Origin of the sequence: Chitinimonas sp. JJ19 (assembly GCF_036961565.1) — a bacterium.
Classification (GTDB): Bacteria; Pseudomonadota; Gammaproteobacteria; order Burkholderiales; family Chitinimonadaceae; genus Chitinimonas.
The window spans coordinates 51,534-75,552 of the sequence record NZ_JBAMDD010000007.1; the positions used below are offsets into that span (position 1 = coordinate 51,534).

Below are 24,019 nucleotides of genomic sequence, written 5' to 3' on the forward strand. Positions count from 1 at the left end.
ATCCGCTCAACCCTAGCTGACAGATACCTGCACACCCCCATCAGCCAGGGCAGTTTGTTCAAATGCCACCGGCAGGAACTTCTCGATCACGGCCATATTGGTCAGCAGGTGCGAAGACGCCGTGACGGCAGTAAAGCTCCCCCCGCCCGCCAGTGCCATCGGTAGCAGCAACTGGTCCGCCAGGTACTCACCAACCGCTGCCGTGCTCTGCAGGTAGTGGCGCGCCTCGCGCGCCGCCTGGTCTGCCACTGCCTCTGCCGATACGCCTTTTTCACCAAAGCCGCTGAACAGCTCGGTCAGATTGTCATGACGCACGGTCAGCAGCAGCACGTTGCCAGGGCCCTCCTTGGCCGACAACTCACGCACCCGCCCGTCCACATAGGCAATCTGGCCACTCACCCGTTCCACCTCGCGGCGCGCCACCTGGCCCGGCACGCCCGCCACCCTGGCCTCGGCCAGCATGCCTTGCAAGGCGCCGCGCTCGATCAGGCTGATGGGCTGCAGCATGGCGATGGGTGTCACGCTGGCCGTCATCTCGCCGCCGCCTGCCGGGTAAAAGCCATGGCGCTGCAAGGCCAGCGCCTGCTGCACCCCCATGCGCGCCATCAAGGGCTGCCAGACTTCAGTCAGGAAATCAGCAGGCGGCGCAGCCCGGTTATGGGTACCACCGCTCACTGCCACCGTACTGGCGCCATCGGCAAACCAGAGCGCCGGCAGCACCGTCTGCAGCACCAGGGTACAGCTCCCCGCTGTGCCTATGGCAAAGCGGTAGTCGCCACCGCGTATGGCGCCTGGCGCAAAGCTCAGGTCGGCCGAGCCCACCACATCCCCCACCACGCTGGCGCCCGAAATCGCCTTGGCCGCCTGCACGGCTGTCAGATGCTGGCGCAACAGACCCGTCTTGCTGCGCTTGGCGCGTATCCGCTCCATGCGGAACGGTATCCCGGTAATCATGGACAAGGTCAAGGCAGTACGCAGCACCTGCCCACCACCTTCACCTTCGGCGCCGTCCAGTTCTATCCAATCATCTTGGTGCATATTCTGTATTGCTTTGTTTCGCATTGTTTAATCTATGGATTCATATCTGCATGAATAACCCCCGCCCCAGTACCTCAAGGCGGGGGAAGCTTACCGAAAAACGACAGGCACTTCCCTGCTCAAACGCCAACCGGTCAACAGCCCGGTCATGGCTGCCGGCAAGCCAGCCCCCCAACTCGCGGCTGGGGGGCAGTAGTTCAATCAACGCAGCAGCGCTGATCTTACTTGCTGGCGGTGCCTGGGCATTCAGGCACGGACTAGCCCGAGACCGCCTTAGTAGATTTCGATGACAAAAGTCTTGGCTGCCGAGGTATCCACGCCGCCGTTGGCAGTACCGCCATTATCGCGCCCCAGTACCGTGACGGTCGCCTTGCCACGTTTGCCGTAAGCCGATGCAAAGGTCAGCACGCCCTGTGGCGAGATGCTTGGCTGAAGCGAGAACAAGGCCGTATTGCTATTGCTCAGCACAAAGCCGATCTGCTGCGCCGCCTCATCTGCCGGGCCAGCCACCACGCCCTGCACCATGCCGCGCAACTGGCGCTTGCCGCCATTGCGGGGCGCCGTCACGCGGTTGGTCTTCAGGCTGAAGCTGGGTGCATCGTTCACCGGCATGACCTGTACGCTGATCGTCGCTGCCTCTGCACTAGCCGTACCGTCACTCACCGTATAGCTGAAGCTGGTGCTGCCGTTGAAATCGGCGACTGGCGAAGCCGTCAGGCGTGGTGCATCACCCGTCAGCGTCAGGTTAGCCGGTGTGCTCAGCAAGGTGTAGCGCAGTACATCGCCATCACCGTCACTACCGGCCAGCGTCAGGCTGGCGGGCTGGTCTTCATGCATCACATAGCTGGCGGAAGCTGCCTTGGGGGCTTCGTTACCCACCCGCAGTGCGCGCACACCGCCCTCGACCGTGGCAAACAGCCAGCTACCATTGGGCGAGAGCTTCAGGCGACCTTCGACAAAGGCGTGGTTGCCGGGGTGGTCGAAGGTGTTCTCCAGATCATGCTCAGCGACCACAGTCATGCTGGCACTGTCGTACTCCATCACCTTACGGGTGGTAGCCCAGGTGTAGAACACCCTGTCCGCCTTGGGATGGTAGGCCAGGCCAACTGGCTGGGCACCGGCATAGGCACCCAGCGTGCGCTTGCTGCCGGCCAACAGCTCATGCACGGTGGCACCCATATAGGACGGCACCGTTACCTGTTTGCCATCGCGGCTCACCCCGATCTCGTACAGGTAGGAGCCGGTACTGCCCAGCTTTTCCAGCACGGCGCCGGGGCTGGTCAGCAACCGGCCGTAGTCGCCGGCCGAGCTGTTGTTCTCGGCGTAAACCACGACGCTACGGTCAGCCGAGGCCGCCAGCATGGTGTTCTGCCTTACCGAACCCAGCTTGGTGGTGACCTTGCTGTTGCGGTCGTAGGCACGCAGCGGCACCCAACCCGACCCCGCAAACTGCGAGCTAATCAGCAAACGGTTGTTGTCGGCAAACGCCACGGTAAAGCTGCCTGCCTCGTAGAAATCCAGCGGAAAGCTGACCTTCTCTACCGCATTGGTCTGCAGATCGACCAGGTGGACCCACAGCGTGGCCGCATCGTAGCTGCCATCAGCCACCGCCAGGGTGGTGCCATCGGGCGATATGTCCATGCCCATCAGCTTGCCGCCCAGCACCAAAGGTGGCAGATAGGATTGGCTGGCCAGGGCATAGCGCACCAGCTGATCGCCGTTGCTGATGATCAGCGTACCGCGCTGGGCATCGTAGGCCATATCCTTGCGCAGGGGGGCCGACACCAGGGTGCCGGCTGCCTGGGCCGCAAAGGGGGCGGACAGGGCCAGCGCCAGCGATACGGCGGCAGTGATACGGGTGGCAGGGCTCAATTTATTGAACTTGGACAACTTGTTTTCTCCTATTCAGTTTATTTTTCTACATCAGCGCACAGACGAGGTACGAGACGCCACGGCGGGTGAACTCGTACCCCTGCCATGCGGCGCAAATGATAGTCTTTGACTATTAAGTTGGCGTGTAACTATTAGGTATTGCCTAAGTACTCAAGCTCTGCCGCAACAGGGCATCCAGTGCCGCATCGGTCCCAGTTGGCCGCTTGTAGTCGGCAGGCGGCACCTCTACCGCCAGGCCACGCTCGATAAAATCGTGTATCAGCGGGAAGCGCGCGCCGTACTCGGCCTCCCCCGATGCCATCTTGATCCGCAGCAGCGCATTGATCTCGGCACGTAGCGCCGGGTCGGTCACCATCACGTCGGCCATATCTGCAAAGCGCATAGGCGGTACGCCACGGCCCGATGCTATCCACTGGGCTGCCAGCAGCGGCCGCAGCACATAGAGATACTTCTTCAGGCGTACCTGCTCGCCCTGCAGATAGCCACGGAAGTTCTTCCTGGCCATGGCCAGGTAGTGATAGCGGCCTTTGAGCCCTGAGAAAAACCCTGGTGCCAACGCACGCAGTTGCGCCGCCAACACCGCGTCTTCCCGGTAGATCACGGGCGAATCCAGCCACTCAAACAGCGTCGGATTGGAGCGGCGCAGCAACTGCAATGCCTTGCGCAACTCCCAGCCACACACATCGAGTTCGTCGCTGATGGGCACTTCGATCACATCGCGCTGGGGCTCGACCTGCAGATACCAGTCCAGCTTATGCACATAGACAAAACGCACGTCGTAATCGCTGTCCGGCGAGGCAAAACCCCAGCCACGGCTGCCCGACTCGCAGGCGAACAGTACGCGCACGTCGTGGCGTTGCTCTATGGCCTGCAGTTCAGCCATCACGCGGGCATGGATGGCCGGCGCTATCGGATGTTCGTAAAGCAGTTTCATCACAATTCCATCTTTCGCTTATGCCTTGCCATGCAGTCAGCGATGACCAAGGCACGCCGTGGCTTATCCCTTCACGCACACCACCTGGCGCAGGGTATGCACCACTTCCACCAGCTCGGACTGCGCTGCCATCACGGCATCGATGTCCTTATAGGCCATCGGAATTTCATCAATCACGTCCGAATCCTTACGGCATTCGACGTGGGCAGTAGCGCGCACCTGGTCATCCACGGTAAAGCGCTTCTTGGCCTGGGTACGGCTCATGGTTCGACCGGCACCGTGGCTGCAAGAACAGAACGATTCTTCGTTACCCAGCCCGCGTACGATAAAGCTCTTGGCCCCCATAGACCCCGGGATGATCCCCAGCTGCCCCTTCTGTGCCGATACCGCGCCCTTACGGGTTACCAGCACTTCCTGGCCGAAGTGCGTTTCCTTCTGCACATAGTTATGGTGGCAGTTCACGGCTTCCACATCGGCAGCAAACGGTTTGCTGATCACCTTGCGGGCAGCGGCAATCACGTTCTGCATCATCACGGCGCGGTTACGGCGGGCAAAATCCTGCGCCCAACCCACGGCTTCCACATAGTCATCAAAGTGCTGGCTACCTTCCTCGAAGTACGCCAGGTCACGGTGTGGCAGGTTGGCGATATGCTGGCGCATATCGGCCTGGGCCAGTTCGATGAACAGGTTACCAATGGCATTACCTACACCACGCGACCCCGAGTGCAGCATGAACCAGACGCGGTTGGCCTCATCCAGGCAAACCTCGATGAAGTGGTTACCGGTACCTAGCGTTCCCAGGTGCTTATGGTTGTTGGTGCGCTCCAGCGTCGGGTATTTCTCGGCGATGCGCTTGAACCCACCGTGCAGTTCCGACCACATGCTATCCACAGTTTCAGGCGGGGTATCCCAAGCACCCTTATCGCGCTTACCCATGGTCTTACCGTGCGGTACGGCAGCCTCAATGGCGCTACGCAGTCCGGCCAGGTTATCGGGCAGGTCTGCGGCCGTCAGCGTGGTACGGGCGGCCATCATGCCGCAGCCGATATCCACCCCCACCGCGGCGGGGATAATGGCACCCAGGGTAGGAATCACGCTACCAATGGTGGAACCCTTACCCAGGTGTACATCAGGCATCACCGCCAGATGCTTGTAAATAAAAGGCATCTTGGCCGTGTTCTTCAGCTGCTCGCAGGCTTCGGCCTCCACGGGTACCCCCTCGGTCCACAGCTTGATGGGCTTACCGTTGGCCACTTCCAGTAGTTGGTGCTTCATATTGCTTGCTTTCATCCTGGCTTGATCTCGATCGGGCCTGCGCCTGGCGCAAACCCATCCTGCTTGTGCGGGCCGCCCCACTGGGCCACCCACTAAATACCTATACGCATCTGGCCGCTATGGGCCAGGCGTCGCTCCCGCCTGCAGGTCAGGCAGCGCACGGCGGTGGAGTAAACATAGCCCTTGGCTGTCTCGTACCACCATTGCTGCTGCTCCGCTGTCCATACCTGGCGCGCACCACAGTCGCGGCAAATAAAGCGCCGGTCCTGGTAATAACCGTCATGCACAAACTGGGGTTCGCCATAGCTATTGCAGGGCGCCAGTCTGGCGCGGTTTACCTGCACCCGGTGTACCGCCTCCAGGGCCTGCGCTGCCACCCTGGCTTTCCTTGCATCGCGCCTGGCCATGATGGCGGCGCGTTTCTGTTTTCCGCTTTGCATCCCATGTCACCTCATGCTGCCTGATGCCTGTTTTCCCACAAGGCCACACCGCCCTCATGGTTACAGAGCAGGGCCAACTTTCCCGGCACGATGCAGATAAACCCTTCCATCAATGCCAACCGTACGTCGTACTGCCCAGCCTTGCCCGGGATGGCGACAAGCTGCAGCACCGCATCAAGCCTGGCGCGATAGCACTCGCCAAAATAGCTGTTCAGTACCACCACATCCCGCGCCGCCATGGGCGAGGCCAGCAGCGCCTGTAAGCGATGCACCAGGTCATCGGGGAACATCCGCTCCACATCGCGGCTAGGCCATACCATCATGGGGCTGACCTTCTGCCAGCGCCTGGCATCATGGGCCAGCAGGTATAACCAGCGGCGGGCGTGTTCCGGTGCCAGGTGCCGCAGCGTGAGGCGCCATGCTTCGTACAACGTTGCTTCCATATTCCCGTCCTGTTTCTGGTACCAGACAACCCGCCTGACGGGATATCTGGAAGCGCGGTTAAAAGGGCGGCGACAATATTGATGAAACATCCTGCTCTACCAACTGAGCTACAGTGCCGATACGCTGGCACTGGCGAGTATCGAAGTCGCGACACGGTCATTAAATGTAGTTCCATCGGCATTCGCCGCATAAAGGGTGCATGTCTCATGGGCAACAAGATAGGCCAGAGCGACAAACCGGCATGGCCGGCGCGGGGTATCAAGCCCGCAGTCAGGTGGATGTACTCCAGACCTGCATTTGCCCTGAGACAGGCAATAAAACTGGCGACAATATTGGCGAAACGTCTTTCGTGCTCTAACCACTGAGCTACCGTGCCCTGTTACTGGCACGGGTGGGAATCGAACCCACGACCTCGACCGTGATAGGGTGTAGTTCCGCCGGCATTCGCCATAAAAAATCAGGTACGACAAAATCGGTGAGTGGTCACACGCTTGCGCGTGGGCCGGATTTGAACCGGCTGATATCCAGATGTACACCCACCCGCATTCGTACCTTCGGTCTATCAGGACAAGTTTGGCGAGACTCAGCGGTTACCCGCCTCCGGGATTCGAACCCGTACCCCCGAAGGGATATCAACCAAAAGATGTAGTCCCAACCGGCATTCCTGACTGACCGAAATCCTTACCATTACCTATGCAGCAAACTATTCCTCAGTTATTTCAATGCATACCCAAATTGGCCGGCCCCGCAGGGCAAGGAACCGAGAGGAGGCACCGCCTCCCAAGGCACCCTGCGTGGCCGATTGAACCTGCCGGCAGCACTCAGCTTGCCCGGCACGCCTGAATCAGCTTGTTACAAGGCGGTGGCCTCAATCGCCTCAACCCAGTGTCCCGCACCAAAACTGCCGGCCGCGAACTGGGCCATCACATCAAACACGGCATCGCCAAAGCCCCCCACATTCAGGATGTCGGCGCGCTCCACAGCCTGGGTGGTGCCATAGGGCTGCAGATCAATACACACCAGCCTGGCCTGCGGGTTGCGCTGCTTCAGCAGTGTCCATTGCTTCATGGTCTCGGTAGCACCACGGCGCGATGCATCGACCCAGGATTCGTTATCGGACACCAGTATCACCACATCGACCTTGGCACCCTCTGCCACCAGCTTGGCCAGCGGCGCCGAGCACGCCGTCCCGCCACCACCAATTGCCGCCAGCTTCTGCGCATTGGTCATGACCGAATCGCGGGGATTCAGCGCCAGATCCACCACCTTCACTTCAAACGGCAGGACACGGGCATCCGGGTGAGTACGCAGGATGGCGGCGGACACCAACGCAGCGACATCGATGCAGCGCACCTTGGTACTTGCCCCCTGGCGCACACCGGTTACCGGGCTGGACATGGAGCCGGATACATCCGGACAGATCACCACCTGCCCCTCCAGCTTGGGCACATTCACCAGCGAGATATCCAGCGCATCCTGCAAGGCATTGCGTACCACGGCCGGTACATCGTCACCCGCCATACGGTATGCGGCCAGCAACTGGTAGGGATATACCCGTGCCTTGGCCACAGCGGCCGGGTCTGCCAGCCGCGCTGCCACTTGCTCGGGCACACCGGGCAGGGCAAACGCCCCCTGGCGGGCCAGGGTGTTCAAGTTCATGCGCAGTGCTTGCCAACCCATGTGCTGCGCCAGCACCGCCCATTCCGCCGCAGTCAATGCCTCGTTGCTCAAGAGCTGAAATGGCACGGTGGGCAACTCAGCCAATTCGCCTGCACGGTAGGCCAGCAGGCTACGGGTAGCCGGGGGGAGCTTGTCTGCCTGGTAAGGCTTGCCTATCAACCAGGCAAAGAAGGCCTCGCGCCATGCTTCTGCAGGCTTGGGGTGCACCATCTTCACCACATCGGCCAGCGACGGCGCATTACCCACGGCAGCCTGCAACAGTTGCTGCTCGCTGGCCGTATTCAACCAGGCCTGCACCAGCTTCTTGGGCCGGCTACCCAACGACTTGCGACCTGTCACACCGCTACGCAGTATCTGCACAAAGTTCCGCAGCATCTTGCCGTTGTTGATTACCCGAGCGAATACGGCTGGCAGTTGGGGAGCGCGCTGGGCAGCCAACAGGGCAGTCAGCAGCGCCGGCATATCCTTCATCAGGCCGCGCTCGCGGCAGTACACCGCCGTCTTGGCGACATAATCCGCATCCAGCTCCTGCACCAGTGCCAGCACATCGGCCAGTTGCGCTTGCGCATCGGCGTAGTAGGTCTGGTTCAGGCAGCCCGTCATCGCCAGCTGGGCCAGCTTGTGCTTGGGGGTATAGGCATATGCCGGTGTTTGCTCCTGGTTCACTGCGTTGCTGGTGGGCAATGGGGCGAGCAAGGTATTGAACAGTTGCTGGTTGGCCATTTGGCATCTCGCTTTCGTCGTTGTATGCCTAAGTTATCGCAAGCAGCATGCCAGCCTTGTTCAGCGACACAGAAGAAAACATCAAGCCATTGTTTTAAATAGCAATTAAAGTAAACCCCTTGCACCGAACCACTATACCAAGCCAACCATAAATCAGAAAAATTGATAGTATTAGATACTGATTTATCTACTGGTATAAAACATGCGCAAGACTGTGGTAATGGGCTTTATCGGCACCGTGCTGGACTACGCCGGGCGAGGCAGTCAACGCTGGGAGAAATGGCGGCCCACCGTAGGCCTGTGCCAACAACCCGATCTCTTGGTGCACAGGCTGGAGCTACTGCACGATAGTCGCAGCCGTGGACTGTTCGAGCGCATACGCAACGATGTCGCCGCCATCTCACCCGGTACCGAGGTCGTCAGCGTCGAAGTCAACCTGCAAAACCCCTGGGATTTCGAGGAGGTCTATGGCGCACTGCATGACTTTGCCCATGGCTACCCTGTCGATACCGAGAACGAGGACTATCTGGTCCATATCACCACTGGCACCCACGTCGCCCAGATATGCTGGTTCCTGCTGGCTGAATCGCGCTACCTGCCCGCCCGCCTGCTGCAAACCTCGCCCCCCAAGAAGCGCGAAGGCGAGGATGTAGCGGGCAGCTACACCCTGATAGACCTCGACCTCTCGCGTTACGACAAGATCGCCACCCGCTTCGCCCAGGAGCGCGACGAATCCGTCTCCTTCCTCAAATCAGGCATTGCCACCCGCAATGCCCGCTTCAATCGCATGATCGAGCAGATAGAACGGGTCGCCGTCCGCTCCAAGGCGCCCATGCTGTTCTGCGGCCCCACCGGCGCTGGCAAATCCTTTCTGGCCCGGCGGGTGTACGAGATGCGCCGCAGCCGCCATCAACTGGCTGGCCGGTTTGTGGAAGTCAATTGCGCCACCTTGCGCGGCGATAGCGCCATGTCGGCACTGTTTGGCCACGTCAAGGGCGCCTTCACCGGTGCACAGACCGAGCGGGCCGGCCTGCTGCGCAGTGCCGACGGCGGCTTGCTGTTTCTGGACGAAATCGGCGAACTGGGCCTCGATGAGCAGGCCATGCTGCTCAAGGCCATCGAGGAGAAGCGTTTCTTCCCCCTGGGTGGCGACCGCGAAGTGGAAAGCGACTTCCAGCTGATTGCCGGCACGGTGCGCGACCTGCGCCTATGGGTGGCAGAAGGCCGCTTTCGCGAAGACCTGTATGCCCGTATCAATCTGTGGACCTACACCCTGCCCGGCCTGGCTGAACGACCGGAAGATATCGAACCCAACCTTGAGTTCGAACTGGCCCGCTACGCTCGCGAACAGGGCGAGCAGGTACGCTTCAATGTCGAAGCACGGCGCGCCTACCTGAAGTTCGCCACGTCGGCCGACGCCCGCTGGAGCGGCAATTTCCGCGAGTTGTCGGCCTCCATCACCCGCCTGGCCACCCTGGCCGAAGCCGGCCGCATCAGCGTGGCCGAGGTGGATGAGGAAACCACCCGACTGCGGCAAGGCTGGCAGGACACCAGCACCTCTGAACTCGATACACTGCTGGGCGAAGCGGCAAACCAGCTGGATCTGTTCGACAAGCTGCAACTGGAGAGCGTGTTGCGCGTCTGCCGTCAGGCCAGCTCGCTATCGGATGCAGGCCGTCGCCTGTTTGGTGCATCGCGGCTGGAGAAGGCCAGCAGCAACGACGCCGACCGCCTGCGCAAATACCTGGCCCGATTTGGGTTGGATTGGCGACAGATACAATCTGCTCATACTTGATTGAACGGCGGTGTGCGAAACTAAGTGGATCAACGCCACTCACACAGCCGGCCCTGCCAGCACCACAAATCCGGTTTCAGATAGCCACCCACCCGTCAGCCCATGAGCAGCACACCCGCAATCGCCCTGCCCACCCTGAGCCGGCAATGGCCACATTGGCAGAGCACGGACGTCGAGCTTTCAATCAAGCGGCGCACGGTCCTGGCCATAGGCGTGACCGCGCTGGTCCACATCCTGGTGCTGTATGCGCTGACACGCGCCAATATGCAGGTGCTGGTCAGCCCCGAGGGGCAGATGAGTACCCTGCCCTTGGTGTTGCGCCTGCTGCCAGACCGCAGCACCAACAGCAGCACCGCATCGCCGTCCCCAGCCAAAGCAGAGGATGAGCCCCGGCCGCGCCAGGAAAAACCGGCCGAGCCACCACCACCCATGACACCGCCACCGTCACCCAAGCGATTGGCCATGCCCCAGCCCGAAGCCGCCCCTCCGCCCGTGCAACCTGCACCGCAGGCGGTGGACATGGAAGACTATGTCAGGGCACAACGCGAAAAACGCCGCGCCATTGATGAGGCCCTGGGCATCGCCCCCGAGCCCGAAGCAGAGGCCCCACCACCGTCCGCCGACGCCTTGCGTGACGCCACCATACGCCGCAACCTGCAAATGCCGGGCACCAATGGCATCTTCACCATCGTCAACAAGGGCAGCCGCACCGCCCAGTTCGCCTTCCGTGGCTGGCAAGGCAGCTATAGCAGTGGCCGACGCGAACTGATAGAAGTCGAAGTCGAGCGCGGCGGCGATCTGGAACTGGCCATCATACGGCGGATGATCGAGGTGATACGCCGGCACTACCAGGGCAATTTCAACTGGGAATCCCATCGACTGGGACGCACCGTGGTGCTGTCGGCTAGGCCGCAACATAGCGCCGAGCTGGAGGCCTTTATGCTGCGCGAGTTCTTTGGCAGCGACTATGTCGGCCAAACCCCCTGATCGCTGGTCGACCCGTGCAGTTTCAACAACCAGGCGTTGAAATACTGCTTTTCACCACCCGGGGGCGCTAATGCGCCCCTTTTGCTTTTTATGGAGCATTGCATGCAGACAGCCAGGCTGGTACCCAACACCCCCTCAATCTAGTACGGTGATGCCCCTGCTGTTATTTCCCAAAGCGGTCTGACAGCAGCCTGGTCGTGCAGGCCACCCGCTCGGCCACGCTGCCTTGCACCAGGCTGTAGGCGATGCCTCGTGCCGCCAGCTCGGCCTGGTACCAGGCATGCTGCATGGCCTGGAACGCCACGCCCTGGCGCGTGCCATCCTGCACAAAGGGGAAATCCGGTGCGCACAGCAGGGTCAGGTCATAGGGCCGGCCGGCCAGCGCCTGCAGCTCAGGCTCGGCGCGGCCAAACAGGTGCCGGCAGTAAAACAGCGTGGTGAGCGGCGAGGTATCGCAGATCAGGTAGACCCGCGCCGACTCCGCCGCCAGCCCCTCACGCCGCACCTGCTCGCGGCCTATGTCCAGCAAATCAGGGTAGGCCAGTTGGCCCTGCCGGCACTCCCACAACTCACGGCCGTACTCGGCCACGCTGATGGTATCGAGGGCAGCTGCCAGCGCTACCGCCAGCGTGCTCTTGCCGGTGGATTCCCCACCCAGCAGGCAGATCCGCCGGGCAAAATCAGCATAAACACCAGGAGCCAGGTAGCTGCGCAGGCCATGGATGTCGGCACGCAGGCGGGTGGCCGATATCGGTACGGTCAAGCGCGCCCTGTCCACCTGCACATGCTGCACCAGCCCTGCACCCACGGCGGCGAAATCCTGGCTCAGCACGGCGGCAAAGCCATCACCATAATCCTCGCTGGTAAACACCGCGTCCACCGTGGTTTCCAGCACGGTCAGGCAAAGCTGTCCCACAAAATGCCGATGCGCCGCATCGGGTGCGGCATTGTCGGGCAAGTCTGCCAGGGCGCGGCCCTCGGCCTGCCAGGCCGCTACCCGGGCCGGTGTCACCACCAGTCTATGCGCCTGCGGAAAAGCATCGGCCAGCCAGCGTTCGCGCAACTCGGCACCGCATCCGGGCAGCTCAGGCAGGGAGTAGCTGATCAGGTAGACCTGCTGGCATTGCTCCAGTGCGGTCTTGATCAGGAACACATGCCCCTGGTGCAGCGGCGAGAACTTGCCGACCACCAGGCCGGCCCGGAAACGCTTTTCCATCAGGCACCTGCGCCATGCACCAGCAAGGTCGCCGCTGGCTTGGACTGGGCGGCAAACTCCCGCCGCCAGCGGTACATGCCATACCAGGCATTGAACCAGCAGATCAGATACAGGCCCCCGGTCAGGTACAGCTCGCGCGAGAAGTACAGCGGCACCGACAGGGTGTTGACGATCAGCCAGGCATACCAGCACTCCAGCCGCCGCGACATCAGCAGGAACTGCCCCAGCACACTGAAAGTCAGCACCAGCGAATCCACAAAAGGCGCATAGGCATCGGTGTAGTAATGCAGTATGGCGCCATAGCCCACCGCCACTACGATGGCCCCTACGACATACAGCACCAGGCTTAGGCCCGGTGTGCGGCTGATGGGCAGCACGGCGCCCGATTTACCGTGCAGCCATTGCCACCAGCCCACCAGGCTGGTGATGACAAAGAACACCTGCAGGGTCACGTCGGCATACAGCTTGGCCTGGAAGAACACCACGCCATACAGCACACAGGCCACGATGCCGGTAGACCAGGTGTGCGGGTTGTTGCGCGCAGCCAGCCAGATGGCCAGCGCCGTCGTCAGCGCCGCAGCAATCTCAAGATAGGAGGGCATCATGGCTGGACTCCCAAGGGTGCGACCGGCTCACGCTCGGCCAGTAAACGGTCAGCCAGTTGTACGATATCGTCGTGCATCACCAGCTTGGCCAGCCAGCGCGGCGGTATGCCTGCCACACCGTAGTAGGCACCGGCCAGTTGGCCGCAGATGGCCGCCGTGGTATCGGCATCATCGCCCAGATTGGCCGCCTTCAAGACCGCCGCTTCGTAGCTGTCGGTCTGCCAGAAGCACCACAGCGCCGCCTCCAACGATTCGACCACGTAGCCACTGCCACGGATATCGCGCTCGCTCTTGCGTTGCCAGCCCCCCGCCGCCAGCGCGGCCACCATGGGCACGCCGGTATGAAAACCATGCTCCAGCACAATCTGCTGCTTGCCGGCCCCCATAAGGGCCAGATGCAGCTGGGTGGCAAACAGCCTGGTACAGGCAATGGCCTCTTCGGCGCCATGGGTGGTGCGGGCACTCTCGCCCGCATAGTGCACGGTACGCGCCAGGCTGTTGCCATAAAACATCGGCACCGGTGCCAGCCGCATCAGCGAGCCATTGCCAGCGGTGTGTGGATCGGTATCGCCGGCATAGGGGTCGCCCGTCTTGCGATAACGCTCCAGCGCCCGCGCCACCGTCATGCCGATATCAAAGCAGCTACCCGTGCTGCTCATATAGCCATGGTCAGCCCAGTTGGTGTAGCGGTTCATCTGGTCGACCGCATTGAAGCCCTGGCAGTACAGCAGACTTTGCGCCAGGCACAGCGCCATGGCGCAATCATCGGTCCAGGCGCCGGCCGGCAGCTTGAAAGGCCCGCCCCCGACCATGTCGGTAATCGGCGCAAAACTGCCGCGCACGCTGAATTCCTCGGTCGTACCCACCGCATCGCCACAGGCCAGGCCCAGCAGGCAGCCACGGTAACGCTCTTGTTCTGTCATCACACCACCTCGTTGGGGAGTCTTGTTCATAACAGGCCCTCAAACCGTCTTGTCGAATATGGTCAACCGCCGGTCGGGGCGCAGCCGGTATAGCTGCGCCGGCCTGTGCTTGCCCTGGCGGATGGCATCGGGCACCGCTTCCAGAAAATCCAGCTCAGGCAGCTTGCGCCTGAACACACTCTTGTCCAGCGCCACCCCCAGGATGTGCTCATAGGTCTGCTGCAGCTCAGTCAGGGTAAACAGCTCGGGCAGCAGATGGCAGGGCAAGGATGTATAGGTGGACTTGTCCCGCAAGCGCTTGGCCGCATGGTCGACTATGCGGTTATGGTCGAAAGGCAGATCCGGCACCGCCGCCACCGGCCATAGCTCGAAACGCAGCTCGGCATCGGGCACCAGCAGGCTTTCATGCACCAGTGCATAGTAGGCCACGCTCAACGACCAGCCACGGGGATCGCGTACCCCGCCGCTGAAGGTATACAACTGCTCCAGATAGGGCGATACCAGCCCAGTCTTGTTCAATAGCACCCGCTCTGCCGACGCCAGGCTGTCGCGATCCTTGTCCGCATGGATATAGCCCCCAGGCAGGGCCAGCTGCCCGGCATAGGGGTCGCGCTCGCGCCGCAGCAATACGATCTTGAGTTGTCCTTCGCTCAATGTGAACAGCACCACATCCACACTGACGATAATATTCTGCTCCATGACCACCTCGCTTGTTAGTTTCATAATACCACTAACAAAACAGAGTGCAAGCCGACACCGACATGGCAAATGAATCGCAGTGAAATAGCCACATAGACAGCAATCCTTAGCCACCCAAGCTGCTTGGTAATTTTGTTAGTTGCAATATGCGAATATGTTTGCCAGAATAGTCTCAACCCAACCGCCAACAGCGAAGGATGGCAGCATGAATACCCTGGGCAAGACACAACTCCTGATCATTGATCCGCAGAACGACTTCTGCGACATCCCCGGCGCCGCCCTGCCGGTCCCGGGCGCCCAGGCCGACATGCAAAGGCTGGCGGGCCTGGTCGCCCGCATCGGCCAGCAGCTTGATGCCATTCATGTCACCCTGGATACCCACAATCCATTGGATATCGCTCACCCCGGCTGGTGGCAGGATGCAGCGGGCGTATCGCCAGCCCCGTTTACCGTCATCAGTCTCGACGAGGTGCGCCAGGGCCGCTGGCAGGCACGCGATTCCAGCCAGGCCGCACGCAGCCTGGCCTATGTCCAGACCCTGGCCGAGCGCGGTCGCTATCAGCTCATCATCTGGCCCGAGCATTGCCTGCTGGGCAGTTGGGGCCACAACGTGGAAGCCACCCTGTTCGAGGCCCTCCTTCAGTGGGGACGCACGCAGCTGCGCACAGTGAACTACGTGACCAAGGGCATCAACCCGACCACCGAGCACTATTCCGCCATCCAGGCCGAGGTGCCCGACGACGCCGATCCCCACACCCTGGTCAACCAGGCGCTGCTGGCCCAGCTACGCCGGGCCGACACCATTCTGATCGCCGGCGAGGCTCTCTCGCATTGCGTCGCCAGCACGGTGCGAGACCTGGCCGAGCAACTGGGCCCCGACCACATCGGCAAGCTGATGCTGCTGACCGACTGCGCCAGCCCGGTAAGCGGGTTTGAGTCTTTGGGTGTCGCCTTTGTCGAAGAGATGACTCGCAGGGGAATGCGGCAGGCGCAGAGCTGTGACTTTGCTGCCTAGCATCTGCAAATCACCTCTTGGTCAATACCGACGACACTGCGCCATTCCAGGCTTGACCCTATAACTATCGAGCGGGGCATCCCAAGCACCCCGCAAGGACACCACCATGGCCCGTATGCCAACCGAGCCCGTCATCCAGAGCCTGCTGGATACCGATCTCTACAAGTTCACCATGATGCAGGAGATACTGCATCACCAGCCTGAGACCCAGGCCGAGTACGCTTTCAAGTGCCGCAACCTGCCCACCCTGCCGCTGGCGGGCCTGCTGGACGAAGTCAACGCCCAGCTGGACCACCTGTGCAGTCTGCGCTTCAGCGAAGACGAGCTGGCGTATCTGGCCGGCCTGCGCTTCATCAAGTCGGACTTTGTCGATTTCCTGCGTCTGTTCCAGCTGCAGCGTCGGTTTATCGAGGTCAGCGTTCCTGCCGCGCACCCCCACGAGCTGGCCATACGGGTCAAAGGCCCCATGCTGCATTGCATGCTGTATGAGATATATGTCCTGGCCATCGTCAACGAAGTGTATTTCCGCCAGTTCCCATGGGAGCCCGCCTGGGCCGAGGGCGAGCAAAGGCTGGCGACCAAGCTGGCCCAGCTGCGCGCATTTGCCGGCGAGCCGGCGCGGCGCACACCCTTTGTGTTTTTCGATTTCGGCACCCGTCGCCGCTACTCGCGCGAGTGGCATGAGCGGGTGGTCGCCACCCTGGCCCGCGAAGGCGAGCCCTTTATGCGCGGCACCAGCAATGTCTTGCTGGCCAAGCGCTACGGCCTTACCCCCATAGGCACCATGGCGCACGAGTACCTGCAGGCCTTCCAGTCTTTCGGCTCGCGCCTGCGCGATTTCCAGAAGAACGCGCTGGAACACTGGGTGCGGGAATACCGTGGCGACCTGGGCATCGCCCTGACCGATGTGGTGGGCATGGATGCCTTCCTGCGCGATTTCGATCTGTATTTCTGCAAGCTGTTCGACGGCCTGCGCCACGACTCGGGCGACCCCTTCGAGTGGGGCGAGAAAGCCTTGGCCCACTACAACGACATGCGCATCGATCCCAGCAACAAGATGCTGGTATTCAGCGACGGGCTCAACCTGGAGAGATCCTTCGCCCTGTACCGCCGCTTTGCCGACCGCGCCCGCACTGGCTTTGGCATAGGCACCGATCTGTCCAACGACTGCGGCCAGGTGCCGCTGCAGATTGTGATGAAGCTGGTGCAATGCAATGGCCAGCCCGTCGCCAAGGTCAGCGACAGTCCGGGCAAGGGCATGTGCGAGGACCTGAATTTCCTCAACTATCTGCGTGATGTCTTTCAGATCACCAAGGAGTAAACCCATGCGTATTCAGATCGCCATGGCCCAGCTCGATTACAAGCTGTGCGACTTCGACGGCAACCTGGCCCGCATGCGCGCCGCCATTGCCCAGGCCCAGGGGGCCGACCTGATCGTTTTTTCCGAGCTCTGCCTGTCGGGCTACTACCCGCAGGACATGGTGGAGGAACCGGACTTCCTGGCCCGCCAACAGCAGGCGCTGGATGCCATGCTGGCCGAATCGCGCCACACCAGCGCCACCCTGGTCATTGGCGCCGCCACCGCCAACACCGGCGTGGGCAAGCCCCTGCACAACAGCCTGCTGGTGCTGCAGCAAGGCCAGATCGTGCTGCAGTATCACAAGCAACTGCTGCCTACCTACAATATCTTCGACGAACGTCGGCATTTTGAGCCCGGCCCGAACCGGGCCGCCATCCTCACCGTGGCAGGCCAGCGGCTGGGCTTTGTCATCTGCGAGGATGCCTGGAACCAGCAGGGCACCGACTACGCCATCGACCCGGTGCAGACTCTGGCGCAAGCCGGGGTGGACCTGATCGTCAGCATCAATGCCAGCCCCAGCAATGTGGGCAAGCCCGAGCAGCGGCACGCCCTGTTTACCGGTGTGGCACAGCACTGGAAGCTGCCCCTGGTCTACATCAACCAGGTGGGTGGCAATGACCAGATTGTGTTCGATGGTGGCTCGTTTGCCGTCCACCCCCGCCACGGTGTGGTGCACCAGTTGCCACTGTTTGAGGAAGCCGTACAGACCCTGGGCTTTGACGGCGACTTCCACCACGATGGCCGCATGCTGGATCAAGCCGTCAGCGCCGCCATGGCAGACAGCGAGTTCTACTACCGGCAGATCGTCCTGGGCCTGCAGGACTACGCCCGCAAGATAGGCTTCAAGCAGGTCGTCATCGGCAGCTCCGGCGGCATAGACAGCGCCCTCACCCTGGCACTGGCTGCCGACGCCCTGGGGCCGGACAACGTCACCGCCATTACCATGCCCTCGCAATACTCCAGCAGCGGCAGTGTCAGCGACTCGGCCCTGCTGTGCCAGAACCTGGGGGTCAAGCTGCTCACCCATCCGATAGCCGAGCTGGTAGGCGGCTATCGTGGCCAGTTCGAGGCGGCCTTCGGCCCAGCACCATCACGCCTGACGGTAGAGAACCTGCAAGCACGCATACGCGGCACCATTCTGATGGAATACTCCAACCATTTCGGCCACCTGCTGTTGACCACCGGCAACAAGTCCGAGATATCGGTGGGCTACTGCACCCTGTATGGCGATACCAATGGCGGCCTCAATATCATAGGCGACCTCTACAAGACCGAGGTGTTCGCCCTGGCACGCCACTACAACGCCCGCCATGGCCGCGAGCTGATACCGCAGGCCATCATCGACAAGGAACCCTCGGCCGAATTGTCCGAAGGCCAGAAGGACAGCGACTCCCTGCCCCCCTACCCGGTGCTGGACGAGATCCTCAAGCTACATATCGAAGGCCATCGCCTGCGTCCCGAGGAATACACCTCTGCCCGCAACTTTGTGGCCGGCATGCAAGCCCTTGGCGGCGGCAACACCATAGCCAAGGTGCTGGGGCTGATCGCCAAATCCGAATTCAAGCGTCGCCAGGCCCCACCTATCATCCGGGTGCGCAACCGCGCCTTTGGCAATGGGCGGCAGATGCCAATTGCGGCGCAATATTGAACACACATCATGACTGAACTCACGCCAACTGAGTCCGCCCTGCTGGCGGAACTGATCGCCCAAGCCGGGTCAAGAAAACTCAAGTACTTGCCATTCTGGGGGCACACGCCCAGTGCGCCGGGCGTTATCGACAAGAGCTGCCTGAGCCAGTGGTATCCCCTTGCATTTGAGCTGGACGGCATACGCTATGCCACTGCAGAGCACTACATGATGATGCGCAAGGCCCTGCTGTTTGGGGACACCGCCATCGCCGCCCAAATCATCCAGGCAGGCAACCCTGCCGAAGCAAAGAAACTAGGTCGGCAGATCGTCAACTATGACGAAGCGCGCTGGCGTGACGCCCGTTTTGACGTCGTCACGCAAGGCAATTTGGCAAAGTTTGCTCAGAACCCGGCCCATCTGGCTTATCTGCTCGATACTGGCGAACGGGTGCTGGTCGAGGCCAGCCCCGTGGATGCCATCTGGGGCATTGGCCTTGCGGCCGACCATCCACATATTGAGCAACCGGCCCGCTGGAAAGGCCCCAACCTGCTCGGCTTTGCGTTGATGCAGGCACGTGAACAACTCAGGAATGGATAGCTTGCTATGTCGTTCGACACCCTGGTCTACATAGGCCGCTTCCAACCCCTGCATAACAGCCATCTGGCGCTGATACGGCAGGCATTGGCACTGGCACCCTCGCTGATACTGGTGCTGGGCTCGGCCTTCCGGCCCCGCAGCGTGCGCAATCCCTTCAATGTGGCCGAGCGCGAAGCCATGATACGTGCCAGCCTGGGCGCCGATGCCGACAGGGTGCGCTTTGTGCCCATGCGCGACTACTACAACGGTGCGCGCTGGGCCGAGGCCGTGCGCCAGGGCGTGGCGGCAGTGACACAGCCTGGTGAAACGCTCGGACTGTTCGGCCATGTCAAGGATCATAGCTCGCGCTACCTGCACGACTTCCCCGACTGGCCGCTGGTACACACCGACAATGTGGCAGGCCTCAACGCCACCGATCTGCGGCGCCAGTGGTTTGAGGCAGAAGGTGATACTCAGGCTATTGCCGCTCAACTGCCAGCGCCGGTCAGCCATACCTTGCAAGCCTTTGCCGACAGCCCGGCCTTTGCCAGCCTGCTGGCCGAATACCGCTACCTGCAGGACTACCAGCAAGCCTGGGCCAAGGCCCCCTTCCCGCCGGTGTTTGTCACCGTGGATACCGTGGTGCGCTGCTGCGACAAGGTGCTGCTGATACAGCGAGGCGGCCAACCGGGCAAAGGCAGCTGGGCGCTGCCCGGGGGGTTTCTGGATCAGCACGAGCGGGTGGCTGCGGCAGCCCTACGCGAACTACGCGAAGAAACCGGCCTGACACTAGCCGACACCGAGCTGCAAGCCAGCCTGCAAGGCCAGGCCCTGTTCGATCACCCCGAGCGCAGTCTGCGCGGCCGTACCCTCACCCACGCCTACTACTATGCCCTGCCCCTGGCCGACCTACCCCCCATGCAGGCGGCAGACGACGCCTCGGCCGCCCGCTGGGTAGCAATAGACCAGTTGGCCAGCATGGAAGAGCAACTGTTCGAGGACCATTTCATCATCCTCGACCATTTTCTGAAGCTGATAGACCCCAACCGACCATCAACAGGCTAGGCATGCCCACAAACAAGCTCTCGCTCCAGCCTGTTTGACCCCCTAACAAAGAACAATAAAACCATGAAGAACGATCTGAAACACACAAGCAAATTCCTGAGCCTGGTGCTCCGCCATCAACCCGATGCCATCGGCCTGACGCTGGACGCGAACGGCTGGGCCGATCTGGACGAACTGATTAGCTGCGCAGCCCGGAAGGGCAGAAAACTGGACCTCCCGCTGCTGCGCGAAGTGGTCGCCAATAACGACAAGCAGCGCTTTGCCCTGGATGAGGCACAAGGCCGGATACGCGCCAACCAGGGCCATTCGGTCGATATCGATCTGGGCCTGCAGCCTGTCACGCCGCCCGAAGTGCTGTACCACGGCACCGCCACCCGCTTTGTCGAGCAGATACGACGGGATGGCCTCAAGCCGGGTTCTCGCCAGCATGTGCATCTGTCCACCCAGCCGGAAACCGCCATCAATGTCGGCGAACGGCACGGAAAACCCACCATACTGCGCATCAAGGCCCTGGCGCTGCACAACACCGGCCATGCCTTCTACTGCTCGGCCAACGGCGTCTGGCTCACCGGCCATGTGCCGGTAGCCTATATCGAGTTCGCCGCATGAACGCCCCGGCACGCCCCAACGCCAACAGCTACTGGGTACTACCCGGCAGCTTGCTGGCTGGCGAGTACCCCAGGGATAAAGACGACGGCAGCTCCACGGCCAAGCTGGCTGCCTACCTGGCGGCAGGCATCAATCACTTCATCGACCTGACCGAAGACGGCGAACTGGCCCCTTACCAGCCCTTGCTGCCCGCTGGGGCCGATATCATCCACCAACGCTTTGCCATTGCCGATAAATCGGTCCCCGCCTCTGCCAGCCAAATGCGCGCCATACTCGATGCCATCACCACCGCCCTGGAGCAGGGCCGGCGGGTTTACGTGCATTGCTGGGGTGGCGTAGGCCGTACCGGCACCGTCATTGGCTGTTACCTGATTGAACAAGGCATGAGCCCGGCCACCGCCCTGCATACCCTGCAGGCGCACTGGGCTACCGTGGCCAAGTCCGCGCGGCTGCCGCACTCCCCCGAGACAGCCGCACAGCAGGCCTGGGTAGCCGAGTGGCCTGGCAAGGTCACTCAAGCATCCCGGCGGATGGATCGGTAGATCACCGCTTCATAGTCGGCCAGACTATCCGGTGCCGCTGCCGGTGCCGCACCGTGTTTCAGCAGGTAGTAATCCTGCAGCAGACGCCCTTGTTGTTCGTAACGGTAGTCGCACAAGGCTTTGCCCGGCGCCAGCCTGTAGTCGTAAACCCCTTGCCGGCCGTATCGAAGATGCTCCCAGGCCGCCTTCAGTGGCGTGGTATAGCCTGTCTGCCTGCGTTGCTGGTACTGCCACACATGGGTGGCCTCGTGTACCAGGAGCGCCTGCAAGGCCAGTTCCGCCAGGGCAAAATCCGGCCTGTACCAGGCGGCCGCATAGCTGATATGGCAACCCAGCACGGTGGCAGCGGCACCCGGCATGGCACCCAGTGAGCAGATGCGTATCCGGTCGTAGTCCAGCGCGCGGCCAAACACACTCCCCAGCAACTGGCGCTCTCCGGCAGTCAGGCTACGACGCAAGGTGCAGGGCATGGTTAGGCTCCCCGTAAATGGCTTGCGCCAAACAGGCCCACACCACGCCCGCTAGCCTGAAGCCCCCAGGGATTGCTCCGCCTCATCTCACACACCCCTTGCGCACCACGCCGGTTTAGGCCACGATAAAAAACATGTACTCCCACTTCGCCCTCCTTGCTGCCAATAATAATCGCAACGACAACGGTCCTCAGGCCCTTGTCGCGATGGCGTTTGGTGTAGCGAAGTACCGACCCGGCTAACATACAGCCGACACCAAATTCCAGCGAGGGGGCCGAAAGGCCCCCTCGCTTTTTTTCGTCCTTTATCAGGAGCCCTACCATGCAAAGCCATACCGACTACCCAAGCTATCGTAGCCATGCCGCTGGCAGCCTGCGTCTTGCCAACCTGGATCAACAGGTGCGGCTGGCCGGCTTTCTCAACGGCAAGCGCTCGCATGGCGGCGTACTGTTTCTCGATCTGCGCGACAGCAGTGGCCGGGTGCAACTGGTGGTCGATGCCCAGCACCCGCAGTTTGAGGAGCTGGAGCACCTGCCAGTGGAGAGCACGCTATACATCGTCGGCACCCTGGTTGCGCGCAGCCCCGCCACCCGCAACGCCGGTCTGCCTACGGGCGAGGTGGAGGTCGTCCTGCAAAGCGCCCATATCGTCAGCCGTGCCGCGCCGCTGCCTACACCGCTCAGCGACTTCGCCCGTGCCGACGAGCGGCTGCGCCTCAGCTACCGCTATCTGGACCTGCGCCGGCCCGACATGCTGGAACGCCTACGGGTACGTACCGCCGTTATCGATGCTTGCCGCAGCGCCATGAAGGCCGAGGGCTTTCTGGAAATCCAGACACCCTTGCTCACCGCGTCCAGCCCCGAGGGTGCCCGCGACTTCCTGGTGCCGTCGCGCGTGCATCCCGGCAAGTTCTACGCCCTGCCCCAGGCCCCCCAGCAATTCAAGCAGTTGTTGATGGCTGCCGGGCTGGATCGCTACTTCCAGGTTGCGCCCTGCTTTCGCGATGAAGCCTCCCGCGCCGACCGATCGCCAGGCGAGTTCTACCAGCTAGACTTCGAAATGGCCTGGACCCACCAGGAAGAAGTTTTCAGCGTCATGGAGCGGGTACTGCCCCAGGTCTTCCTGGCTGGCGACACAGCGGCCCGCATCACACCTGGCCCCTGGCCGCGCATCCCCTACCGCGAGGCCATGGCCCGCTATGGCTGCGACAAGCCCGACCTGCGCTATCCATGGACAGCCGAAGGCGCCGAGAACTGGCTGCAGCAGCACGCCCCGCAGCTACTACCGGCCGGCACCACCGCCCGCGTCATTGCCGTTGCAGAGAGCGCCAGCCAGACGCGTGGCTGGGGCCAGCGCATCGCCAGCGAGGCCGCTTGCGAGGGTGTGACCGTGATACATGGCGTGCGTAAGGATGATGGTTGGGGCGGCGGGTTATGGAAACAACTGCCCGCCACCGCCCCCTTGCAACTGGCGGGCGCAGCCGCACTGCCAGATGGTGCCCAGCTGTGGTTGCTGATAGGCCAGGAGACCGCCGTCGCACAAACAGTCAGAGCCCTGCGCCAGGCCTTGATGCCGCTGCTGCCTGTTGACCCACACGACTACCGCTTCGCCTGGGTGGTGGACTTCCCCATGTACGAGCTGGATGAACACGGCAAGGTGGGTTTTTGCCACAACCCCTTTTCCATGCCCCACGGCGGCATGGCGGCCCTTCGCGAGCAAGACCCGCTCAGCATCACGGCCCAGCAATACGATATCGTGGTCAACGGGATAGAACTCTGCTCAGGCGCCATCCGCAACCATGAGCCCGAGACCCTGATTGAGGCCTTCAGGCTGGCCGGCTATCAGCCTGCACAGGTAGAACAGGAATTCGGCGGCATGCTGGCTGCCTTCCGCCACGGCGTGCCGCCGCACGGTGGTGCCGCACCCGGCATAGACCGCATGGTGATGCTGCTGACCCAGAGCAGCAACCTGCGCGAAGTCGTGGCCTTCCCGCTGGCAGCCAACGGCGAAGACCTGCTGATGCATGCGCCGGCTGCCATACCCGCAACCCGATGGCGGGAACTGGGCCTGCGCCCTGGCTAAGAGCCTGTTCAAAGCCAC

General features: G+C 61.9%; 22 protein-coding genes. 10 read left to right on the plus strand and 12 right to left on the minus strand.

Annotation, left to right across the window (positions count from 1 at the left end; translation table 11 throughout):
- Positions 1-12 precede the first annotated feature (12 nt).
- From rtcA to V7714_RS10405, 7 genes are all read right to left on the minus strand, one after another.
- Positions 13-1,038 (minus strand): RNA 3'-terminal phosphate cyclase, encoded by a 1,026-nt coding sequence (gene rtcA / locus V7714_RS10375; RefSeq protein ID WP_335709653.1) that lies wholly within the window; start codon positions 1,036-1,038, stop codon positions 13-15.
- 273 nt (positions 1,039-1,311) lie between these two features.
- On the minus strand, positions 1,312-2,928 hold the full coding sequence (locus V7714_RS10380; protein ID WP_335709654.1) for a cadherin-like domain-containing protein: 1,617 nt from the start codon (positions 2,926-2,928) through the stop codon (positions 1,312-1,314).
- Positions 2,929-3,073: 145 nt separating this feature from the next.
- Complete coding sequence (locus V7714_RS10385; RefSeq protein WP_335709655.1) at positions 3,074-3,865, minus strand: nucleotidyltransferase domain-containing protein; 792 nt, start codon at positions 3,863-3,865, stop codon at positions 3,074-3,076.
- A 63-nt stretch (positions 3,866-3,928) separates the two neighbouring features.
- Positions 3,929-5,140 carry an RtcB family protein gene (locus V7714_RS10390; protein WP_335709656.1) on the minus strand — a complete coding sequence of 404 codons (1,212 nt, stop codon included), beginning with the start codon at positions 5,138-5,140 and terminating at the stop codon, positions 3,929-3,931.
- Between the two features lie 92 nt (positions 5,141-5,232).
- A complete protein-coding gene (locus V7714_RS10395) occupies positions 5,233-5,580 on the minus strand; it encodes a zinc-ribbon domain containing protein (RefSeq protein WP_335709657.1) in 348 nt (115 codons plus the stop codon).
- A gap of 11 nt (positions 5,581-5,591) precedes the next feature.
- Positions 5,592-6,023 carry a hypothetical protein gene (locus V7714_RS10400; protein ID WP_335709658.1) on the minus strand — a complete coding sequence of 144 codons (432 nt, stop codon included), beginning with the start codon at positions 6,021-6,023 and terminating at the stop codon, positions 5,592-5,594.
- An 853-nt stretch (positions 6,024-6,876) separates the two neighbouring features.
- A complete protein-coding gene (locus tag V7714_RS10405; RefSeq protein WP_335709659.1) occupies positions 6,877-8,427 on the minus strand; it encodes a vWA domain-containing protein in 1,551 nt (516 codons plus the stop codon).
- A gap of 202 nt (positions 8,428-8,629) precedes the next feature.
- On the opposite strand from V7714_RS10405, the gene rtcR reads away from it, so the two are divergent.
- Together rtcR and V7714_RS10415 are read left to right on the plus strand one after the other, a co-directional pair.
- Entirely contained in the window at positions 8,630-10,222 is a 1,593-nt protein-coding gene (rtcR, locus tag V7714_RS10410; protein ID WP_335709660.1) for an RNA repair transcriptional activator RtcR, read from the plus strand.
- A 102-nt stretch (positions 10,223-10,324) separates the two neighbouring features.
- Entirely contained in the window at positions 10,325-11,209 is an 885-nt protein-coding gene (locus V7714_RS10415) for a hypothetical protein (protein WP_335709661.1), read from the plus strand.
- A gap of 163 nt (positions 11,210-11,372) precedes the next feature.
- Here the strand turns inward: V7714_RS10415 and V7714_RS10420 are convergent, their stop codons facing one another.
- The 4 genes from V7714_RS10420 to V7714_RS10435 are packed head-to-tail and all read right to left on the minus strand — an operon-like array spanning position 11,373 to position 14,652.
- Entirely contained in the window at positions 11,373-12,425 is a 1,053-nt protein-coding gene (locus V7714_RS10420; protein ID WP_335709662.1) for an AAA family ATPase, read from the minus strand.
- A complete protein-coding gene (gene pnuC / locus V7714_RS10425) occupies positions 12,425-13,030 on the minus strand; it encodes a nicotinamide riboside transporter PnuC (RefSeq protein ID WP_335709663.1) in 606 nt (201 codons plus the stop codon). The genes V7714_RS10420 and pnuC overlap by 1 nt, the downstream gene beginning before the upstream one ends.
- Positions 13,027-13,983 carry an ADP-ribosylglycohydrolase family protein gene (locus tag V7714_RS10430; RefSeq protein WP_335709664.1) on the minus strand — a complete coding sequence of 319 codons (957 nt, stop codon included), beginning with the start codon at positions 13,981-13,983 and terminating at the stop codon, positions 13,027-13,029. Before V7714_RS10430 ends, pnuC begins: the two co-directional genes overlap by 4 nt.
- Positions 13,984-13,992: 9 nt before the next feature.
- Complete coding sequence (locus tag V7714_RS10435) at positions 13,993-14,652, minus strand: NUDIX hydrolase (RefSeq protein ID WP_284197701.1); 660 nt, start codon at positions 14,650-14,652, stop codon at positions 13,993-13,995.
- 205 nt (positions 14,653-14,857) lie between these two features.
- Between V7714_RS10435 and V7714_RS10440 the strand changes: the two genes are divergently transcribed.
- From V7714_RS10440 to V7714_RS10470, 7 genes are all read left to right on the plus strand, one after another.
- The gene (locus V7714_RS10440; RefSeq protein ID WP_335709665.1) at positions 14,858-15,667 is read left to right on the plus strand and encodes a hypothetical protein; all 810 of its coding nucleotides are present in this window, start codon (positions 14,858-14,860) and stop codon (positions 15,665-15,667) included.
- Positions 15,668-15,782: 115 nt separating this feature from the next.
- A complete protein-coding gene (pncB, locus tag V7714_RS10445; RefSeq protein WP_335709815.1) occupies positions 15,783-16,988 on the plus strand; it encodes a nicotinate phosphoribosyltransferase in 1,206 nt (401 codons plus the stop codon).
- A 4-nt stretch (positions 16,989-16,992) separates the two neighbouring features.
- Positions 16,993-18,675: an NAD+ synthase gene (locus V7714_RS10450; protein WP_335709666.1), complete on the plus strand. Its 1,683-nt coding sequence runs from the start codon at positions 16,993-16,995 to the stop codon at positions 18,673-18,675.
- A 9-nt stretch (positions 18,676-18,684) separates the two neighbouring features.
- Positions 18,685-19,254: an NADAR family protein gene (locus V7714_RS10455; protein ID WP_335709667.1), complete on the plus strand. Its 570-nt coding sequence runs from the start codon at positions 18,685-18,687 to the stop codon at positions 19,252-19,254.
- Between the two features lie 6 nt (positions 19,255-19,260).
- Positions 19,261-20,298 carry a bifunctional nicotinamide-nucleotide adenylyltransferase/Nudix hydroxylase gene (locus tag V7714_RS10460; protein ID WP_335709668.1) on the plus strand — a complete coding sequence of 346 codons (1,038 nt, stop codon included), beginning with the start codon at positions 19,261-19,263 and terminating at the stop codon, positions 20,296-20,298.
- A gap of 63 nt (positions 20,299-20,361) precedes the next feature.
- The gene (locus tag V7714_RS10465) at positions 20,362-20,907 is read left to right on the plus strand and encodes an RNA 2'-phosphotransferase (protein ID WP_335709669.1); all 546 of its coding nucleotides are present in this window, start codon (positions 20,362-20,364) and stop codon (positions 20,905-20,907) included.
- Positions 20,904-21,449, plus strand: coding sequence for a protein-tyrosine phosphatase family protein (locus tag V7714_RS10470; RefSeq protein WP_335709670.1), 546 nt, complete (start codon positions 20,904-20,906; stop codon positions 21,447-21,449). The genes V7714_RS10465 and V7714_RS10470 overlap by 4 nt, the downstream gene beginning before the upstream one ends.
- On the opposite strand, the gene V7714_RS10475 is transcribed toward V7714_RS10470, so the two are convergent.
- Positions 21,422-21,919, minus strand: a complete 498-nt coding sequence (locus tag V7714_RS10475) for a hypothetical protein (protein WP_335709671.1) — start codon at positions 21,917-21,919, stop codon at positions 21,422-21,424. The two genes, V7714_RS10470 and V7714_RS10475, sit on opposite strands and share 28 nt — an antisense overlap.
- Positions 21,920-22,240: 321 nt before the next feature.
- On the opposite strand from V7714_RS10475, the gene aspS reads away from it, so the two are divergent.
- The gene (aspS, locus tag V7714_RS10480; RefSeq protein WP_335709672.1) at positions 22,241-24,001 is read left to right on the plus strand and encodes an aspartate--tRNA ligase; all 1,761 of its coding nucleotides are present in this window, start codon (positions 22,241-22,243) and stop codon (positions 23,999-24,001) included.
- Positions 24,002-24,019: the final 18 nt, after the last annotated feature.

Excerpts from the sequence above, each read along its gene's own strand:
- rtcA (WP_335709653.1), bottom strand. The coding sequence starts at position 1,038 with ATGCACCAAGATGATTGGATAGAACTGGACGGCGCCGAAGGTGAAGGT.
- V7714_RS10385 (WP_335709655.1), bottom strand. The coding sequence starts at position 3,865 with ATGAAACTGCTTTACGAACATCCGATAGCGCCGGCCATCCATGCCCGC.
- V7714_RS10390 (WP_335709656.1), bottom strand. The coding sequence starts at position 5,140 with ATGAAGCACCAACTACTGGAAGTGGCCAACGGTAAGCCCATCAAGCTG.
- V7714_RS10395 (WP_335709657.1), bottom strand. The coding sequence starts at position 5,580 with ATGCAAAGCGGAAAACAGAAACGCGCCGCCATCATGGCCAGGCGCGAT.
- V7714_RS10400 (WP_335709658.1), bottom strand. The coding sequence starts at position 6,023 with ATGGAAGCAACGTTGTACGAAGCATGGCGCCTCACGCTGCGGCACCTG.
- V7714_RS10405 (WP_335709659.1), bottom strand. The coding sequence starts at position 8,427 with ATGGCCAACCAGCAACTGTTCAATACCTTGCTCGCCCCATTGCCCACC.
- rtcR (WP_335709660.1), top strand. The coding sequence starts at position 8,630 with ATGCGCAAGACTGTGGTAATGGGCTTTATCGGCACCGTGCTGGACTAC.
- V7714_RS10415 (WP_335709661.1), top strand. The coding sequence starts at position 10,325 with ATGAGCAGCACACCCGCAATCGCCCTGCCCACCCTGAGCCGGCAATGG.
- V7714_RS10420 (WP_335709662.1), bottom strand. The coding sequence starts at position 12,425 with ATGGAAAAGCGTTTCCGGGCCGGCCTGGTGGTCGGCAAGTTCTCGCCG.
- pnuC (WP_335709663.1), bottom strand. The coding sequence starts at position 13,030 with ATGATGCCCTCCTATCTTGAGATTGCTGCGGCGCTGACGACGGCGCTG.
- V7714_RS10430 (WP_335709664.1), bottom strand. The coding sequence starts at position 13,983 with ATGAACAAGACTCCCCAACGAGGTGGTGTGATGACAGAACAAGAGCGT.
- V7714_RS10435 (WP_284197701.1), bottom strand. The coding sequence starts at position 14,652 with ATGGAGCAGAATATTATCGTCAGTGTGGATGTGGTGCTGTTCACATTG.
- V7714_RS10440 (WP_335709665.1), top strand. The coding sequence starts at position 14,858 with ATGAATACCCTGGGCAAGACACAACTCCTGATCATTGATCCGCAGAAC.
- pncB (WP_335709815.1), top strand. The coding sequence starts at position 15,783 with ATGCCAACCGAGCCCGTCATCCAGAGCCTGCTGGATACCGATCTCTAC.
- V7714_RS10450 (WP_335709666.1), top strand. The coding sequence starts at position 16,993 with ATGCGTATTCAGATCGCCATGGCCCAGCTCGATTACAAGCTGTGCGAC.
- V7714_RS10455 (WP_335709667.1), top strand. The coding sequence starts at position 18,685 with ATGACTGAACTCACGCCAACTGAGTCCGCCCTGCTGGCGGAACTGATC.
- V7714_RS10460 (WP_335709668.1), top strand. The coding sequence starts at position 19,261 with ATGTCGTTCGACACCCTGGTCTACATAGGCCGCTTCCAACCCCTGCAT.
- V7714_RS10465 (WP_335709669.1), top strand. The coding sequence starts at position 20,362 with ATGAAGAACGATCTGAAACACACAAGCAAATTCCTGAGCCTGGTGCTC.
- V7714_RS10470 (WP_335709670.1), top strand. The coding sequence starts at position 20,904 with ATGAACGCCCCGGCACGCCCCAACGCCAACAGCTACTGGGTACTACCC.
- V7714_RS10475 (WP_335709671.1), bottom strand. The coding sequence starts at position 21,919 with ATGCCCTGCACCTTGCGTCGTAGCCTGACTGCCGGAGAGCGCCAGTTG.
- aspS (WP_335709672.1), top strand. The coding sequence starts at position 22,241 with ATGCAAAGCCATACCGACTACCCAAGCTATCGTAGCCATGCCGCTGGC.